Genomic DNA, 19,046 nt, shown 5'->3' with positions numbered 1-19,046 from the left:
TTTTCTACAAACCTAACCGCTCCTTCAACAACCTGTAACCCGAAAGGCTTACCCGAAGTTTAACCCCATTTTTCAATAATAGCTGGTACGTTTCCTTCCCAAACAGTTCTACACGGGAGATTTGAGTGACATTGACAATCGTTGAACGATGAACACGAACAAAGGTATCGGAAGGCAAATGAGTCTCAAAATACTTCATTGTCTGTTCCTTCAGATATTCCCCCGAAGGAGTAATCAGCATAACGTAGTCTCCGCATGCTTGTATGTAGATTAATTCATCCGTTTTAATCAAATAAATTTTCGAACCGTCTTTCACTGTGATACGGTCGATCTGTTCTATCTGCGGTTCTTCCGGCAGGCTAACTGGTTGATGCATTATCAATTCTTTTTCCAGTTCCTGATTCAGTGCATCTTCTTTAGCGACAATCAAGCGATACCAAAGAAGAATGGCGACCCAGGTGGGAATGCCAAACAACAGACGAAAAGGGATGGTAGATGCAAAAGTGATATAAGGTATACCGGCTATCCTTGTTACAATATCGTAAACCATAAAGCTGCCGGCTATCCAGATCAGTATTCCTGCCACCAGAGTAATGACTTCTGTCTGAAAGATAGAGACTACTCCGACAACAAACCAGGCCAAATAACCTAATGCCATCAACCAACCGATTGTCGCTATTCCGTCTATGACAGCAGGCACATAGTCCGCACCTGTGTATACACTCATTATCATTACCTGAGCTACAACCAATACCAGCGCTACCACCAGCATCGGCACCCAGCAATAAGGATAATCTATAATCGGATGTGCTTTCATACGTTAGTCTTTAACTTCCAGTCCCCCGAAAGAAAGCCTTCCCCGAATGACTAATACACTTTCCTTATTGATATTCCCGTTTTGCCAGCGTTTGTCATCACAGCCGCCAAAGAAAGTATTACACTTAAATACTACTTTCCAGTCGGAAGGAACATATATTTCGACTCCTCCCCAGCTACAATCGATATCGATATATGTTTCTCCCGGTGCGATATGAGTATGGCGCAGGTCAATCGTTGTTCCTCCACAAGAGGTACGGACGACTGCTCCTTTAAAAAGTTCATCGAGTACTACATGACGTGCAGCCCCAAAAGTGTTATCAGAACGCAGAAAACCATCTTCCGATTCACATTGCTGCTGATTGTCTGTAAAGTTCATGCCCGCATGACCATGGTGCCCATGCTTCATCCATTCTCTATGGTCACGAAACATACGCTGTTTGTCATCCCACGGTCCTCTGTGGCGGGATTTGAAGAGGAATAAAACTCCGGCTATGATCAAAACCAGCGGCCAGACCATTGCCTGAGAATTTTCAGGCAACCACGAAAGACCTCCTAACAGAAAATAAGCACCTACCAATACAAGGATAATTCCACCAACAAAATGGCGGCGTATCATCGAATAAATTCCCAATATAATAAGGAGAGAATGCCATGATACTATTATATTGAACAATTCAGCAGTAATCCAACCCATGTTACGGGCGAATAACAAAATTCCTGAAAGGATAAATAATGAAGCTATCAGAAGTTTTCCTGAGAAAACTGTAGCAGATGAGAATTTAGATTTCTGTTCCATCGTTTCTATGATTAATGATTGATGGTTCAAAGATACATCATTTCTTTGTGCTCTTACAGGCTTTTCTGATGATTTCCGGTCAGAAAACCGATGAATACCGGATAAAAATCGGTGAATGGAACAGAGTAAAGCACATTAAACCATGCTCTAATTGAATCTAATAACAAAAAATACAATGTGAAAAACAAATATTGCACACCGACGTCTTTTCTTCCCTATACATTTGCAACCATATAATTAACACAATACGTGAGTACAACCAATATTTTAAAGAACTAATGCCATGAATAAAACTTTTTTAGGAGCTTTTCTTGCATCTGTCTTCATATCATTCACAGCCTGTTCGGAAGAAAATCTCGAACAGGACACAAATCCTCCAACAGAACAGCCGGGAGATTCTACTGATCCGGATGATTCGGGAGAGGATCAGCTGCCGGAGTATCCGACTCCCGACCGTTCGACAGTCGCAGCTTTTCCCGGTGCCGAAGGAGCCGGAAAACTAACTAGTGGTGGAGCCGGAGGAACAGTATATACAGTAACTTCTCTCAAAGATGACGGTTCAGAAGGTACTCTCCGTTGGGCGATAGAGAAGTCGGGCAAAAGGACGATTGTGTTCGCTGTTGGTGGAGTCATCCCTTTAAGCAAACAGCTGCAAATAAAGAATGATGATATAACCATCGCAGGTCAAACAGCTCCCCACCCCGGTATTTGCCTGAAAAATTATACTTTACGTGTCAACGCAAACAATGTCATTATCCGATTTATCCGTTCACGCATGGGGGATGAATGTAAGACGGAAGATGATTCGATGAATGGGTATCAAGATTCTTATCCCGGCAAAAGGAATATTATTATCGACCATTGCTCAATGAGCTGGAGTACGGACGAATGTGCTTCATTTTATGGAAATACCGACTTTACCATGCAATGGTGTATCATCAGCGAGAGTCTGACAAATTCTCTTCATAACAAAGGAGGCCATGGATATGGCGGAATATGGGGAGGCAGCCCTGCAACCTTCCACCATAATCTGCTGGCTCACCATAGTAACCGCACGCCCCGCCTCTGCGGAAGTCGCTACTCCAACAGAGAGGATATGGAAAAAGTCGATTTATGCAATAATGTAATCTATAATTGGACTGGTGAAGGAGCCTATGCAGGAGAGGGAGGTTCTTATAATATCATGAATAACTACTATAAGCCGGGCCCTGTTAATGCCATAGCGAAAGTACATTGCCGTATTTTCACCGCTTATCTAGATGATGGCAAGAATCAACAGGCAAAAGGAGTATATGGAAAATTTTATATAAACGGGAATTATTTCGAAACACATGAGAAGTTATCTAATTCACAAAAGACAGAATTGGCCAATGCAAATGCAGATAATACCTCCTCAACCGCTTTTTGCGTAAAAAACAACGAAGTTTCAACAAAAGATTTGCTTGTATCTTCACGTTTTCCTATCTTAGATGATTATTCGTTCGTTCAGTCTGCACAAGATGCCTATCAGTCTGTATTACTATACGCTGGTGTTTCCAACCTGCGTGACCATATCGATGAACGTATTGTAAAAGAAACCCAGAAAGGCACTTACACATACACAGGCTCAAACGGAGGAACGAACGGACTGATCGATACACAAGCTGATGTGGAAGGATGGAGTGAATACGCATCCACTACCAGCGCACAGCAGGATAGTGACAAAGACGGGATACCGGACGAATGGGAAACAGCCAACGGACTGAATCCCAACGACAGTAGTGACGGAAACAAATATAACTTAAGCAAGGAATATACCAACCTTGAAGTCTATCTGAATAGTTTGGTAAATTCCTTATACCCAACCAATAACTAAATAGCTATGAACAAAAAAATCCTGATAGGGCTATGTGCCTTATTTATGCTCCCTTCTATTCAAGGGAATACAAATACTGACAATTCGTACAAAGAGAATATTACTCCCGACCGTTCAAAAGTTCCAGCCTTCCCGGGTGCCGACGGTGCAGGGAAATATACAACAGGAGGTGCCGGTGGAACAGTATACACTGTAACTTCACTGGCAGATGACGGTTCGGAAGGAACTTTCCGCTGGGCTATCAACAAAAAAGGCCCCCGTACAATCGTTTTCGCAGTCAGCGGCATCATTGAATTGCAGAAACCTTTAAAACTCAGCAATGGAGATGTGACAATCGCAGGTCAAACAGCTCCCGGAGATGGCATCTGTCTGAAGAACTACACCTTTTCCATTCAAGCAGACAATGTGATTGTCCGCTTTATCCGTTCACGTATGGGAGCGGACATCAAGCAAAAAGGTGACGATGCAATGAACGGTACCAAAGGAAACAGTAACATAATCATAGACCATTGCTCTCTGAGCTGGTGTACGGATGAATGTGCCACTTTCTATGATAACAGTCAATTCACCCTTCAATGGTGTATCATCAGCGAAAGCCTCGCCAACTCTATTCATGAGAAAGGAGCACATGGCTATGGTGGCATCTGGGGTGGACAAAAAGCATCCTTCCATCATAATCTGCTGGCACATCACACCAATCGTACTCCACGACTCTGCGGCAGCCGTTATACCGGCAAACCGGAAGAAGAAAAGGTGGAATTATTCAATAATGTAATCTACAATTATGGTAGTGACGGGGCTTATGCCGGTGAAGGCGGTTCGTACAACTTTCTCAATAATTACTATAAGCCGGGTCCCTATAGTGCTACCAAAGGTTCATACCGACGCCTGTTCACCGCTTATGCAGACGACGGCAAAAATCAAAATGAGGCAGGGGTACATGGAACCTTCCACTTCAAAGGAAACTTTATGGACGCCACCTGTCCCAGCCTGACTGACAAGCAGAAAGAAGCTCTTTATAAAGTCAATATGGATAATACATTTGGTCTGATCGTCAAGAACGACTTCGCACCGGAAAAAAATTTATTATCCAAAAAAGCATTTGATATAGCAGAGCATACTTCATTGCAACCGGCAAAGAAAGCCTATAAAGATGTACTGCAATTTGCCGGAGCTTCTCACCGCCGCGATGCCGTAGACCAACGAATCGTAGAAGAAACCCGCAAAGGGAATTACACTTATGAAGGGTCTCATGGAAGCACCAACGGAATGGTTGACCAACCGATAGATGTAGGAGGCTGGCCCGAATATAAATCCGAACCGACCCCAACCGACTCCGACGGAGATGGCATACCGGACGAATGGGAGAAAAAGTACAATCTGAATCCGAATGATCCAAGTGACGGCGCACAATATGGTTTGAGTAAAGAATACACCAATCTGGAGGTATATCTGAACGAGCTAGTGAATCATCTGTATCCTGCGGATTCTAAAAAATAAAACTAAAAGCCCGAATAAACAGTTATAAAAGATTAAGACGAGAGTACATTTCCCCATAAATCCTCGTCTTTATCCATTTTATGCCGGAAAAACAAAAAATACTATCGTAAAAACAAATATTACACATCCCACAAGCCCCAAAAACATAATTTTGCACCAGTAAGAACTCTAAGAGTGGACACACTCGAATATTAATAATCTAATATAAAAGAACAAAAGATGCCTAAAGGAATGAAAAACATGCGCACTTTGCTGCTAATGATTTTCGCAGCATTATCGCTCAGCGTATCAGCGCAGACTATTACCTTAAATGGTAATGTGAAAGACACAACCGGAGAACCGATTATCGGTGCTTCCATTGTAGAAAAAGGGAATACTACCAATGGTACAATTACTGACCTGGATGGAAATTTCTCTCTAAAAGTCCCTGCCAACGCCACTGTAGTTATTTCATATATTGGTATGAAAACGCAGGAAATCGCTATCAAAGGAAAAAGCAAGATTGATGTTACACTATCAGATGATGCAAAAGCGTTGGATGAAGTTGTAGTTATCGGTTATGGTACTGCCAAGCGTAAAGACATAACAGGATCAGTAGCATCCGTTAATTCAGAAACTTTAGCAGCCATTCCTGTAGCGTCTGCGACTGAAGCATTGCAAGGAAAAATGGCAGGTGTACAAATTACAACTACAGAGGGCTCTCCTGACGCACAAATGAGTATTCGCGTACGTGGAGGTGGTTCAATCACACAAAGTAACGAACCTCTCTTTATTGTAGACGGATTTCCAGTGGAAAGTATCTCAGATATTCCACCTACAGATATTGAATCAATCGATGTATTGAAAGACGCTTCTTCAACTGCTATCTACGGTGCACGTGGTGCTAATGGTGTAATTATTGTTACTACCAAGAGTGGTAAAGAAGGCAAAGTCAGTGTTAGCTACAATGCTTATTATGCGTGGAAAAAAGTGGCAAAAACATTAGATGTACTTTCCGCAAGCGATTATACCAAATGGCAGTATGAACTGGCTCAACTTACAAATAAGAATGATGATTATATCAAGTATTTTGGTAATTATCAAGACCTTGACATGTATGACAACGTAGCTACCAATGACTGGCAGGATTTAACTTTCGGACGTACCGGACATTCATTTAATCACAATCTAAGCATCAATGGTGGTAGCGATAAGTTCAAATATTCGTTCAGCTACTCTCATATTGATGATAAAGCTATCATGCAAATGTCTGACTATGCACGTGATAACCTCAATTTAAAATTGAATCACAAGCCACTGAAGAACGTTTCTTTAGATTTTTCAGCACGCTTTTCCAAAACCAAAATCAATGGTGGAGGTTCCAATGATGCCAACAGTTCATTGAACACGGACAAACGCCTGAAATATTCTTTGTTGTATACTCCATATCCTGTACCTGGTATCTCTGATGCACTCAATGCAGACGAAGAAGATGCCAATTCTCTATTGATTAATCCGTTAATCTCCCTAAGAGATAATGACACCCGCAAAGAACGTATCAACTATAACCTTGCCGGCTCTATCACTTGGGAAATAATCAAAGATTTAAAACTAAAAGCAGAAGTTGGTTATGACGATTATCGAAATAATGCAGACCGCTATTATGGTGTGACTACTTACTATGTAAGAAATAACGTAGACGATGAAGATAAGAGTAAACCTGCTATTTCTTTTACTCGTGGTACAAGAACTGCCTTCCGCAGTACAAACACCTTAAGTTATGACTTCAAGAAGTTCTTTAAGAATAACAAAAACCATTTAAACCTATTGGCTGGTCAAGAATATATTGTTACCAGAGAGAGAGAATTAAGAAACGTTGTACATGGCTTCCCGACTGAATATACGGCAGACGACTGCATCAACTATTCCACAAAAGGAAACCCATATGAAGTGACCAATTATGGTTATCCGGATGATGTGTTGTTCTCATTCTTCGGACGTGCAAACTATGACTTTGACAGCAAATACTTGTTTAGCGCCACTTTCCGTGCCGATGGTTCTTCGAAGTTTGCCAAAGGTAACCAATGGGGATTCTTCCCTTCTGCCGCTGTCGCATGGCGTATATCTTCTGAATCATTCATGGAGAATACCAAAAATTGGTTGGATGACCTGAAGCTCCGCTTTAGCTATGGTACAGCCGGAAACAATAATATTCCTTCGGGACAGATCTCTCAATTATATGAGTTAAATAAAACTCCATGGATCAATGGTGTCAATTCCTACATTGCTCCAAGCAAATATATGGCAAACAGCGATCTCACCTGGGAAACAACCATTACAAGAAATGTCGGTTTGGATTTCACTACTTTAGGAGGCAGATTAAGCGGAACAATTGAAGGCTACTGGAATAATACAAAAGACCTGTTAATTATGTTCCCGACATCCGGAACTGGTTATAACTACCAATACCGTAACATGGGCGAGACTGAAAACAAAGGTCTTGAAGCCAGCGTCAACTGGGTAGCCGTTGATAAAAAGAATTTTGGTCTGAGCATTGGAGCCAATATCAGTTTTAATAAAAATAAGATCAAATCTCTCGGTTCTTTACAGAAGCTTACTAACGAACAAGCACAATCTTATTGGGCTTCTACAGAAATAGGTCAGGATTTCTTGCCGGAAGTAGGTGGTTCTGTTGGAAAAATGTATGGTTATGTAAGTGCCGGACGTTATGAGGTTTCCGATTTTGAGAGTTATGATGCAACAACCGATACCTGGACTCTGAAGAAAGACGTCAACAAATCTTCTGCCGTAGGAACTGCGCGCCCAGGTATGATGAAACTAAAAGATTTGGATAATAGTGGAGATGCGAATGGTGAAAAGGATAAAACGATCATTGGCGATGCCAATCCCCTGCATACAGGTGGATTCAACATCAATGCCCGCCTATATGGTTTCGACCTGGCAGCCAACTTTACATGGAGCTATGGTAACGACATCTATAACGCTAATAAGATCGAAACAACTTCTACTTCCAAGTACTTATACAGAAACATGACTTCTGAAATGTCCGCTGCAAAACGTTGGACTAATATTGACGGAAACGGCAATTTGGTAACAGACATGAACCAATTGGCGCAAATGAACGAGAACACCACGGTGTGGTCACCTTATATGAGCAAATTCGTATTCTCGGATTGGGCTGTTGAAGACGGTTCATACCTTCGTCTGAGCACTTTGACATTGGGATATACTCTGCCTGCTCATCTAACCAAGAAAGTTGGAATCAATAACCTTCGTTTCTATGTAACGGGATACAATCTGTTCTGTATCACGGGATATAGCGGTTACGATCCGGAAGTTTCTACTTGCCGCAGAAATGGCAGCCAACTGACTCCGGGTGTAGACTATTCAGCATATCCTAAGAGCCGTCAGTTTGTAATCGGTTTGAACCTTAATTTTTAATCAGTAAAACTAGTAAGTAATGAAAAAAATATTATATACAGCATTAGCAGCATCACTATTTGCTTTTTCTTCTTGTGATGACATATTAGATACTTCCAAAAAGTCATCTATGGAAAAGACAGAAGTTTTTTCTAACGAGGCTTTGGTCAATGATGTAGTGATGGGACTGCACCAGTCATTCGGTGAAACAAACTCTTATCGTGGACGTTATATTGCCTACTTCGGAGTCAACAGCGACTGTGAAATCTGGAATAATACGGGGAAGAAAGGAGCTTTCACTGATAAAGAAGGAGCCTTGGTAACATACAATGCCACTACCGATAATCAATACATGAATACGGACAACAACGTTTGGGCCAAACTTTATGAAGCCATAGAACGTGCAAACAGCGCTATAACCGGTATGGACGAGTACAGCGATATGAGTAACGCCAATATGCGCCAGTTTTACGGTGAACTATTGACCTTAAGAGCTTTTATCTATTTCGATCTGATTAAAGCGTTCGGTGATGTCCCTGCCCGTTTTGAGCCCAACACCACAGAAACAATCGACTTGCCTAAGACCGACCGTATGGTTATCATGAGAAGACTGTTGAACGACTTACTTATAGCACAAGACTACGTAGGCTGGCCTAACGAAAACAGCTTTACTAAATCAACAGAACGAGTAAGCCAAACCTTCACCAAAGGATTACGTGCGAGAATTGCATTATTTGCGGCAGGTTACTCACAACATCCGGATGGGATCCGTTACAATACAGAAGATGCAACAGAAAGACAGGAACTATATACAATTGCAAAAAATGAATGTCTGGACATCATCAGCAAAGGCTATAACACATTAGGCACATTTGAAGCTAACTTTAAAGCACTATGTGCTGAAGGAACAATTGCAGGAGCAGAATCTATTTTCGAGATTCCATTTTCGGCATCCCGTGGACGTGTCATCTACACTTGGGGAGTGAAACACGAAAAGAAAGACCAATGGACAAAACTAGCCAAAGGAGGCATAAACGGCCCTATTCCGACTTTGTTTTATGATTATGATGTAGAAGATGTTCGTCGTGATATCACTTGTGTACCTTTTAAATGGACAAGTGACAACGATGGAGACATTGCCTGGAAAGCACCCAATAAATGCTGGGGTGGATGGAGTTTTGGTAAAGTTCGTTTCGAGTGGATGAACCGTGTAGTTGACTCTTCAAATGATGATGGCATGAACTGGCAAGTAATGCGTATGGCTGATATTTATTTAATGGCAGCAGAAGCTATCAATGAACTGGAAGGTCCTAAAGGATCGTCTGATGCAGGAAAATATTTGAAAGCAATTCTCGACCGTTCATACCCGGCCGAAAAAGCAAGTGCTATATTAACGAAGGCAAAAGCCAGTCAGGATGCATTCTTTAACGTAATTGTAGACGAGCGTAAATTTGAATTTGCAGGAGAAGCAATACGCAAAGTCGACCTGATCCGTTGGAATCTTCTAGGAAGTAAAATGAATGAAGCCAAAGAGAAAATGACACGATTATATAACCGTGAAGGTGAATACGCTGATCTTCCTTTGAAAATCTATTATAATGAGGGCTTGGATGGAACAGATGCAACTTCCTACAAAATGTATGGATTAAACCATGGAGATACAGATGAAATAGGACAAACATTAGGCTACTCTAAAAGTAAGGAATGGATTGTACCGAAAGAATCTGCAGACCAGGCTGCTGCTTTGCTGCTTATTGACCAATTGTATGATAACAATCCCGATACCAAGCAATTCTGGCCTATCTGGAAAGTATTTATAGACGGAAGTAACGGTGTGCTAACAAACGATTATGACTATTAATGATGAATGAATTATGAAAAAGAATTATATATATACAGTATTATTTAGCCTGGTTCTGTCTGCCTTTACAGTAAGCTGTTCAGAACCGGATGACGAAGTCACGACGGGAATATTTGACCGATTATTCTCACCGACAAATGTAGAAGCTGTTATCCAAAAAAAGACAAATGTAAAGTTTAAATGGACAGCAGTGACAAATGCCACATCATATACGATCGAGCTTTATGAAAATCAAGATATGACTTTCGAAGGTACTCCGAAAACATATGAAGGGATTACGGACAACACATATACTGTAGAAGGACTATTGGGTGAAACTCAATATACAGCAAGAATCAGAGCCTTGAGTGAAGAGATCAATGAATCAAAATGGTCGGCTGTTTCCTTCATGACAGAAGCAGAGAATATCTTCAATTCTGTGAAAGACGAAAATATAGAAGCACATGCAGTAACGCTTACATGGGATGCTATTGATGCAACGGCAACCAAAATCGTGCTGAGTGCAGATGGAAAAGCAGACATAACATATACTCTGAAAAGTACAGATATAGCCAACAAAAAGGCTTATATAGACGGACTGGAAGAAAGCACATCGTATACAGCCAAGTTATACAATGTAGATAAGCTCCGTGGTACCGTTACATTTAAAACAGCCATTGACTTTCAGGGAAAGACTCCTGTATATGAAGGTGATGATCTTGCTACCGTACTCGAAGGAGCAGCAGATGGTGCAAACATCGTTCTTGTATCCGGTTCGTTTGTTTTGGGAGATTATGCACTAAACAAATCTGTTATCATCAGCGGTTATGACAAGGCAAACATGCCTACCATCTATGGCCGCTTACAAGCTGAAGCCGGCGCTTCTTCCATAGAAATCAACAATGTAATTTTCCGTGGTGACACTCCGGGAGCAGAAGAGTTGGTTTCAAACTTCATAGAGTTGCAAGGTGGAGCTAATATTTCAACTTTAACAGTCAGCGGTTGCGAAATCAGAAACTATAAGAATCAGATTCTTTACTGTAATGTAACGGCAACTTTAGGAACAGCCTTGTTTGAGAACTGCTGGGCAGATAATATTACAGGTTCCGGTGGTGACGGCTTCGACCTTCGAGCCAATACGACATTAGGAACATTAACTATCCAAAACTCAACCTTTAGTAATGGTATACGTACCTTCCTACGTTGTAATATGACATCAGCTACTGTAAGTGTAACCAATTGCACTTTCTACAAAGTATGCTCTTATGATGGAGGCAGCAATAATAATGGATTGTTCTTAATGGATAAGGTTTCTACTTCTACAGGCAAATTAACTGTTGAGAAATGTGTATTCTCCCAAATCGGTGTCGGAACATTAGGATACTGGGCAAAGAAGGGAAAGATGAAAGCTCAGGCTAGCTATTCTAAGAATTACTACCATAACAGTGCAAACCTATGGGATGCAACCAATGGACTTTATACAGACCCGTCAGCATGTAATGCTACAGAAATAGACCCTAAATTCACAAATCCTGAAAGTGGAGATTTCACTGTTGGAGCTGAAGATATCAAAGATTCCAAAGCTGGCGACCCTAGATGGATTAAAGAATAAATCTGATAATTAATAAACCCTAAGTGTCTGTTTCAGACACTGTATATAAAAAAATAGCGATGTCCGGATTCGAATATCGCTATCTTTTTATATTCTTCCAAAGAAGTGCATGATTCACTCCCGTCTTGTACATCATTCATCCAATTCTTATACATCTTTTCCTTAAATCTTCTACATCCTTGGAGTGACTCTAGTACATCATCATAACAACTCTTGTACTTCTTTCTATTTACTCTAATACAAATTTATAAAAAAGCCTGCCTGTCAGGCTAACAATGAAAGAATCAGCCACCTACTAAATAAAGTTGAAATCCAGGTATTCAGTTCTTTCAGTTATCTCTGCAAAATCCCTGTCAGAAGGAGATACAGCTGAAAGCAGTAGTCCCCGAAAAGAGATTTCAGCATTCAGCTCTTTCAGTTTCAAAAACAGAGCCTGCATTTGTTCCAATCAGAAGTTCTATTTACTAAAAGTCAAAGGTCTGTTTTACTTAAACAGAGGCTCTATTCATTCATCATATTGCCAACACTGTCTCTATCATTCCCACCTTATTTGTCAGCAAACCTAAGCCTACACGTCAGCAAGCCTGAGCCGACGGGTCAGCAAGCCTTTGCCCGTACGTCAGTCAGCCTTTGCCTACATATCAACCAGCCTTTGTTCAGAAATTAAGATATACATAGCTTATCGACTATAAAAGCAGAAACTCAAACTATAAACCTGAAAGAACTGAAACCACGCCCCCCCGCTCAGAGCACGTCTACGCAAGGGTACGAAATGGTGCCTTCAGCCGCTATCACCTTCTATCAAGGCTTTTCCGAAGAAAGCTGAAACGGCTGAACGCTATTTATTCAATGAAACTTCTAAGGAGATAAAACAGCAAGAAGCTCCAATTACCGACCGACTTTCTCCCGATACTCTGTCGGAGTCATACCGACCTGCGCCTTAAAACATTTACTGAAATAACGCGGGTCATTGATACCGACCATATAAGAAATCTGAGTCATATTAAACTCTCCCGTTTCAATCAATTGTGCGGCACGCTTGATACGCATTTCCTTTATGAACTCGATAGGAGCCAATCCCGTAAGCGTTTTTAGTTTCTTGAAGAACACCGAACGGCTGACAGCCAGTTCACGAACCAAATCATCCACTACCAATTCCCCATTATCCATATTCTGCTCCATCAAATCAACCAGTTTATCCATAAACTTACGATCGTTAGGAGACATTTCCGGCATCGCAGGCTCTTCCGCTGCACTACTCTCGGGGCCAGTAGATGCATGAACTGTTAAAGTCTCCCCTTGAGCAACCGGAGTTTCAGACACCGTCACATGCGTCAGACTATCACGATAGAAATTTTGCAGTTTCTTACGCTGCATCAACAGGTTCTCCACACGAGCCTGAAGATAAGTCGCACTAAAAGGCTTGGTGATATAATCATCCGCCCCATATTCCAGTCCTTCCAATTTACTTTCTATCGTCGTCTTGGCAGTAAGCAGTATGATAGGAATATGGCTGGTCGTCATATCCGCACGAAGTTCACGCGTCATTTCGATACCGTCTTTCTCCGGCATCATGACGTCGCTGATAATAATATCCGGCAGATACTTCAAAGCCTTGCTCCATCCCTCCATACCGTCGGAAGCCTCTACCACCCGATAAGTTGAAGCGAAAATACTGCGCAGGAAGGAACGCAATTCCTGATTATCCTCTACCAGCAACATAAGCTCTTTCGAACTGCTTTCCTCAGCCTCTTCTTTGGCTGCAGATACTTCCAGGTCCGGTGCATCTGCGATGGCAGCTTCTGTCTGAAGCGAAGAATTAGCGATATCCACAATACGTTCCATGCTCAGCGGAGCAACCGAATCTTCGAGAATAAATTCCACTGAACTATTATAATGCTCTTTGCCCTTCAGAAAGTCCACTTTAAAACAACTTCCCTCACCGAGCCGGCTGTCAACGGAAATCGTAGCCTTGTGCATCTCTACCAGTTCCTTCACCAAAGAAAGACCGATGCCGGAGCTTGCCTGATTGAAAATATTCTTGTCCACCAAGTTCTCAAAGCGCACAAAGAGAGACTTCCGTTTATTTTCGGCAATACCAATCCCCTGATCCTGTACGCCGACAGACACCGTGCCCTCATCTTCACGGATAAAGACGGTGATCATTTTCCCATTAGGAGTATATTTAAACGCATTGGACAGAAGGTTAAACACAATCTTTTCAAACTTATCGGCATCCACCCAAAGATTCAAAGCCTCTTTCTCTGTCTGGAAAAGGAAATCGATGTTGTGTTCTTCCGCCACCGACTCAAAATTATCCATAATCTTGCGGACAAAGGCAACGACATTCAACTGTTGTACCTGCATCTTCATCTTCTTGTTCTGAATCTTACGAAAGTCCAGAATCTGATTGACAAGACGAAGCATACGGTTGGTATTCCGTTCGACCACTACCAACTGTTCCCGTGCATCAGCCGGCAGTTTATCGTTCTTCAGAACTTGTTCCACCGGACCTGCAATCAATGTCAGAGGAGTACGGAGTTCATGGGATATATTCGTAAAGAAGCGCAGCTTGATATCAGAAATCTGTTGTTCTACAGACACCTCATGCTTCAACCGATAAATGGTAAACAGGATATAAACCGCAACAAAAATAATCAGCAGCACAAAGCAGACATACAGCACATACGCCAAAGGCGTCTCCCAGAAAGAAGGGAGAATCGTGATGTTCAAGATGCGCTCATTGTCCACCCACACCCCGTCACTATTGGTAGAACGGACACGGAATATATAATCTCCCTTCGGCAGGTTAGTATAGGTCACGCTTCTTTGCCGGTCGGCAAAAGTCCACTGCTTCTCGAAACCATCGAGAATGTATGCGTACTGTATATTCTGCGGATTCGTATAATCGAGTGCAGCGTACTGAACGGAAAAGATATTCTCATCATGAGAAAGCACTAGTTCCTGTGTATCATCCAAATCGACTTTCAATATGGACTTCTCTCCCGGAATTACATCTTCATTCGCTACCATCAACTTAGAAAAAACTACAGGAGGCACATAGCTACTCTTTCGGATAGAATCCGGAGTGAACATGAATAATCCGTTGCTGGTTCCAAACAACATATCTCCACCGGATGTGAGCGTAGAAGCCGCTTCACTGAAACGGACACGGAAACTGATACTACGTTCATCGTAATTCTCAAAACGCTCGCCGGAAGGAACAAACTTACAGATTCCATTTTCCGTACTGATCCAAAGGTTCTGTTTATGATCTTCACGGATGGAAAGCAAGACGTCCGAAGAAAGTCCGTCGAGCACTGAGTAGGATTTAAATTCACCGTGACCGTCTTCGCTAATGGAAATCAGTTTATTCAGTCCCCCTCCGAAAGTAGCCAGATAGAGTTCCTTCTGCTGGGTAGCGATAATCCAATGCACGTCATTATTACTTAGACTCTTCGTATCGTTCGGAACACGCGAGAAGTGGTGGAACTGTATATCTTCCGGTTTTTTAAAGTTCTCGTCAAAAGCAACGGCGCCTGTGGTAGTACCTACCCAAAGGCGTCCGTTATTATCCGAAGTGATAAAACGTGCTTTGTAACAGACATCAATCGGATATCCTTTCAGATTATTCCGGTGATTGATAAAGACGGTCTCTCCATGTTCTCCCTGAGAAATATAGTTGATACCGCCTGCAAAAGTAGCCGCCCAGATACGACCATGATGATCTTCATAAACACAATATACATTGTTGTCACTCAGACTGTACATATCATTGGCGTCGTGCTGATAACGGGTCAGTTTATAAGACAGACCTGTGGGAGAAGTCTGTTCGGCACGCACCAGACCGTTTCCTTTGGTAGCAATCCAGATAATCCCTTTTGAATCCTGCATAATGAAATAGGCTGTACCCTCCATAGGTGTACCTGTCATCGAAATGGTTCCATTACCTGTCAGATGCCCTATGAATTTCCGGTTCGAGTCGTACAGGCGGATCATTCCGTCCTTCAGTCCGACCCACAAATTCCCCTGTTTATCTTCGCATACCGACCGCACTTCGTTGCTCAAAGATTCATATTCATGCGGAACGGGAGTCAGCATTGAAAACGGTACGTTGCGGAATGTTACTTTCTCCAGTCCTTTGGAGTGGGTACAAAGCCACAAATTCCCCTGTTTATCAGAAAAAGCGGCATGTATCTTGTTAGAAAAGCGCCAGTTGTTACTGCCCAAATCATCATAAAAAGGAACGAGACAGTTCCGGTCACGATCAAAATAGGAGAATCCTCCGCCATAAGGATGTACCCATATATGCCCGTGTACATCTTCATGGATATGAAAAGCGGGACGCGAACGATCGGCGTTACTATATTCCACCCGCATCTGCTCACGCCTTACCACGCCGGTGGCAGGATTAAAATGAACGACAACTCCCGGCTCTTCCTGTTCGAACCATACCTCTGACGTGCGGTCTACATAAGCCGAAAGAATCGGTTGTGCAGACAATTCCTTACAGGTCACGGGAGAATAATGCGTATGTTTGTTTGTCTTCAGGTTGCAAAGAAAGAACCCGTCCGAATCTGTTGTCACTACAGTATTGCCATTGCTCACGGTGTGTATAGAAGTAATGCGGGCTTTCGTCGGAAGTTCGAGCAGGCGAAACTCTCCGCCCTGTTTCTGATAACACCAGATTCTCCCTCTGTCTGAAGCAAAGCAGATATCGTCTTCGCATTCCCGGACTGCATAAAATGCCTGATTCATACCGTCCTGTTTCCCTTTCGTCTCCACAAAGTAGTTCACTGGTTGCTGCTCACCGGGGCGTATCATTCCCAAACCGTTATCAGTCAGCAGCCAGTGATTGCCGGCTTTGTCCTGATAGACCTGATAAAAGTGATCGGCAGGAAACAGACCGGACTTCGTTGAATAAATATCTGATTTCGTCGTATAATTCTTCTGAGGAAGTGTGACTACACGGATAGCTCCATCATGTTCTGTCAGTAGCCAGACCGTACCATCGGGCAATACCTGAATAGCGTGAATGTTGTATGTACTACCTTCTTCACCTGCTGCCGGAACTTGTTCGAACGTCTCCGTTTTCGGGTCAAAACGGTGGACACGGTTGTCATAAGTCAATAACCACAGAAAGCCGTACCGGTCTTCATACATCCGGTCGGCACGGTTATTGGTCAGACTGATGTAATTGCCCTGACGTGCTTTATAAGTTTTAAAGTTATAGCCATCAAAACGATTGATTCCATCCCATGTGGCAAACCAGAGGTTGTCTTTGTGATCCTGCAACATGCTCATCACCGTGTTTTGAGACAACCCATCCTCGGTAGAATAATGGGTGAAAAAACTGTGTTGTTGTGCCTGCACTACAGGTGCGGTCAGGCACAAAAGAATTAGATATAAGATTCTTTTTATCATTATTACACACATATTGAATGGTGTAAAGATAATGATTTAGCTGAACTTACATCTATATTCGGTGTTTATTTAACAGAATCGTTCTTTAGCGGATTCCAGCCGTCTTCACCAGCCAAAACCGTTTCCATCTCGTAGCCTTTCAGATTCTTCAGTTGACGAGAGAAAGCTGCGCGGGCTTTCGGATTGGCTCCCTCGCCATGACTATCGTATTCGGCATAAAATACGGTTTTCTCCGCTTCTTTCTTTCCCCAGTTGTGCCAGCCTTCCGGAAGGATATGTTTCCCCAGTTCACAACGGATAAATACAGCCTGTGCATACGGACGCCACGGACGAGACAGATATACTTTGGCAACATCCGGATCAGCAGTCAACCGGCAATCATAAAAGACATATCCATACTTTTTGCCTTGATCTGTAGAGGGTGCCGTCACATAACCATCACGTTTGCTATGAATATGACAACGATTGAATACAGCTACAGACCATCCGAAGATAAAGTCAACCGTTCCTTCGATATAGCAATCCTCGTAATATTGACGGCTGTGCTTGCCATACGTATAAAGGGTATCCTGATAACCGAGAAAACGACAATTCTTAAAGAACGCACGGTCGGCAGATACAAAACAGGCAACAGCCTGTCCTACCGGTCCTGCCGAGTTTTCAAAAGTGATGTTCTCCGCATAGAAATCGGGAGCATAAATGTAGCAACTCGACGATCCCGAAGTTCCCATATTCTCACCAAACACATTTTTCTTATTGGCAAAGTCATCATTTGTCAGTACCACACCATCCTCTCCTATCAGAGAGATATTTATTTTGGATTCCGGAATAATAATCTTCTCTTTATAAGTGCCTTTACGGACCAAGATAGTAGTACGCACATTCTTGCGAAAATCGGGTACTGCATTTATCGCTTCCTGCACTGTGAAGAAATCACCTGTTCCGTCTTGTGCCACTACGTAATCATAATGACGGACATATTTTGCCAGTTCCGGTATTTCCTTTGCGATAGCATCTACAGTCAGCCCGGCGATAGTCCGTGCTCCGTACACATTCAAATGGGTATTATCCTCCCGGCCTTTCGGAAAAGCCGGAACTTTCTCAGGTTCGACAAACATAAACAACTTCTTCGATTCTGCGGGGCCCAGTCCCTGCACCAGATCATGGGTAATTTTGTTCATATCGATAAACGCCACTCCCATCTCTTTTGCCACATTACGCGGAGAATCAAGGTAGGCACCGTGCGTATCGTACAAGACGTTTACTTCTTTCGGCAGTTCCTGTTCACCCGGAGCACGACGGGCATCTGTGGCAATCGAGGCATCTTCCGGCTGTACAAAATTACGACGAACAATGGAGTTGAACAACACAGGAATCCCTCCTTTAACACGAGTTTCATTGACGAAACGACGGAGATTGTCATCAAAGGTCGTTCCCGGATCAGTATGGCGTGCAGAATCAGCCTTTTCATCATTGTGTCCGAACTGGATAAAGACATAATCTCCCTTCTTTACCTGGGAAATCACTTTTGCCCATCGGCCTTCAGATATGAAACTTTTGGAACTGCGGCCATTGGCGGCATGATTATCAACACGTATATCTTCTGAAAAAAATCCGGGGAGCACCATACACCAGCCGCGTTCGGGATTTCCACCGTACAGATTTTTGTTAGCCATCGTAGAGTCACCTATCGTAAAGATGGTCAATACGGGCTTATCCGCACGAAAGGCGGAGAAAAGGATAAATACTATAAACAGCAATAGCAGTCTGTTTTTCATAA

Annotated in this window: 9 protein-coding genes; 5 read left to right on the top strand and 4 right to left on the bottom strand. The window is 42.6% G+C overall.

Annotated elements, in window-relative coordinates; all coding sequences use genetic code 11:
* Positions 1 to 4: 4 nt before the first annotated feature.
* Together NBH01_RS17700 and NBH01_RS17695 are read right to left on the bottom strand one after the other, a co-directional pair.
* A complete protein-coding gene (locus NBH01_RS17700; RefSeq protein ID WP_225678979.1) occupies positions 5 to 817 on the bottom strand; it encodes a LytTR family DNA-binding domain-containing protein in 813 nt (270 codons plus the stop codon).
* A gap of 3 nt (positions 818 to 820) precedes the next feature.
* Positions 821 to 1,615 carry a LiaF transmembrane domain-containing protein gene (locus NBH01_RS17695; protein WP_225678978.1) on the bottom strand — a complete coding sequence of 265 codons (795 nt, stop codon included), beginning with the start codon at positions 1,613 to 1,615 and terminating at the stop codon, positions 821 to 823.
* Positions 1,616 to 1,898: 283 nt separating this feature from the next.
* Here NBH01_RS17695 and NBH01_RS17690 point away from each other — a divergent pair, with 283 nt between their 5' ends.
* From NBH01_RS17690 to NBH01_RS17670, 5 genes are all read left to right on the top strand, one after another.
* Positions 1,899 to 3,470 (top strand): pectate lyase family protein, encoded by a 1,572-nt coding sequence (locus NBH01_RS17690; protein WP_008764339.1) that lies wholly within the window; start codon positions 1,899 to 1,901, stop codon positions 3,468 to 3,470.
* A gap of 6 nt (positions 3,471 to 3,476) precedes the next feature.
* Positions 3,477 to 4,970: a pectate lyase gene (locus tag NBH01_RS17685; RefSeq protein WP_008764338.1), complete on the top strand. Its 1,494-nt coding sequence runs from the start codon at positions 3,477 to 3,479 to the stop codon at positions 4,968 to 4,970.
* A gap of 219 nt (positions 4,971 to 5,189) precedes the next feature.
* Positions 5,190 to 8,411: a SusC/RagA family TonB-linked outer membrane protein gene (locus NBH01_RS17680; protein WP_225678977.1), complete on the top strand. Its 3,222-nt coding sequence runs from the start codon at positions 5,190 to 5,192 to the stop codon at positions 8,409 to 8,411.
* A gap of 19 nt (positions 8,412 to 8,430) precedes the next feature.
* Complete coding sequence (locus NBH01_RS17675; RefSeq protein ID WP_008764336.1) at positions 8,431 to 10,251, top strand: RagB/SusD family nutrient uptake outer membrane protein; 1,821 nt, start codon at positions 8,431 to 8,433, stop codon at positions 10,249 to 10,251.
* A 13-nt stretch (positions 10,252 to 10,264) separates the two neighbouring features.
* Positions 10,265 to 11,842, top strand: a complete 1,578-nt coding sequence (locus NBH01_RS17670; RefSeq protein ID WP_008764335.1) for a DUF5123 domain-containing protein — start codon at positions 10,265 to 10,267, stop codon at positions 11,840 to 11,842.
* An 888-nt stretch (positions 11,843 to 12,730) separates the two neighbouring features.
* On the opposite strand, the gene NBH01_RS17665 is transcribed toward NBH01_RS17670, so the two are convergent.
* Positions 12,731 to 17,266: a hybrid sensor histidine kinase/response regulator transcription factor gene (locus NBH01_RS17665; RefSeq protein WP_143919647.1), complete on the bottom strand. Its 4,536-nt coding sequence runs from the start codon at positions 17,264 to 17,266 to the stop codon at positions 12,731 to 12,733.
* A 65-nt stretch (positions 17,267 to 17,331) separates the two neighbouring features.
* Positions 17,332 to 19,044: a pectinesterase family protein gene (locus tag NBH01_RS17660; protein WP_061474328.1), complete on the bottom strand. Its 1,713-nt coding sequence runs from the start codon at positions 19,042 to 19,044 to the stop codon at positions 17,332 to 17,334.
* Positions 19,045 to 19,046 lie beyond the last annotated feature (2 nt).

This window comes from Bacteroides sp. B1-V-101 (genome assembly GCF_023656585.1).
Classification (GTDB): domain Bacteria; phylum Bacteroidota; class Bacteroidia; order Bacteroidales; family Bacteroidaceae; genus Bacteroides; species Bacteroides thetaiotaomicron.
The sequence above is the reverse complement of the archived record's forward strand: the minus strand, read 5'-3'. Positions and strand labels throughout refer to the sequence as shown.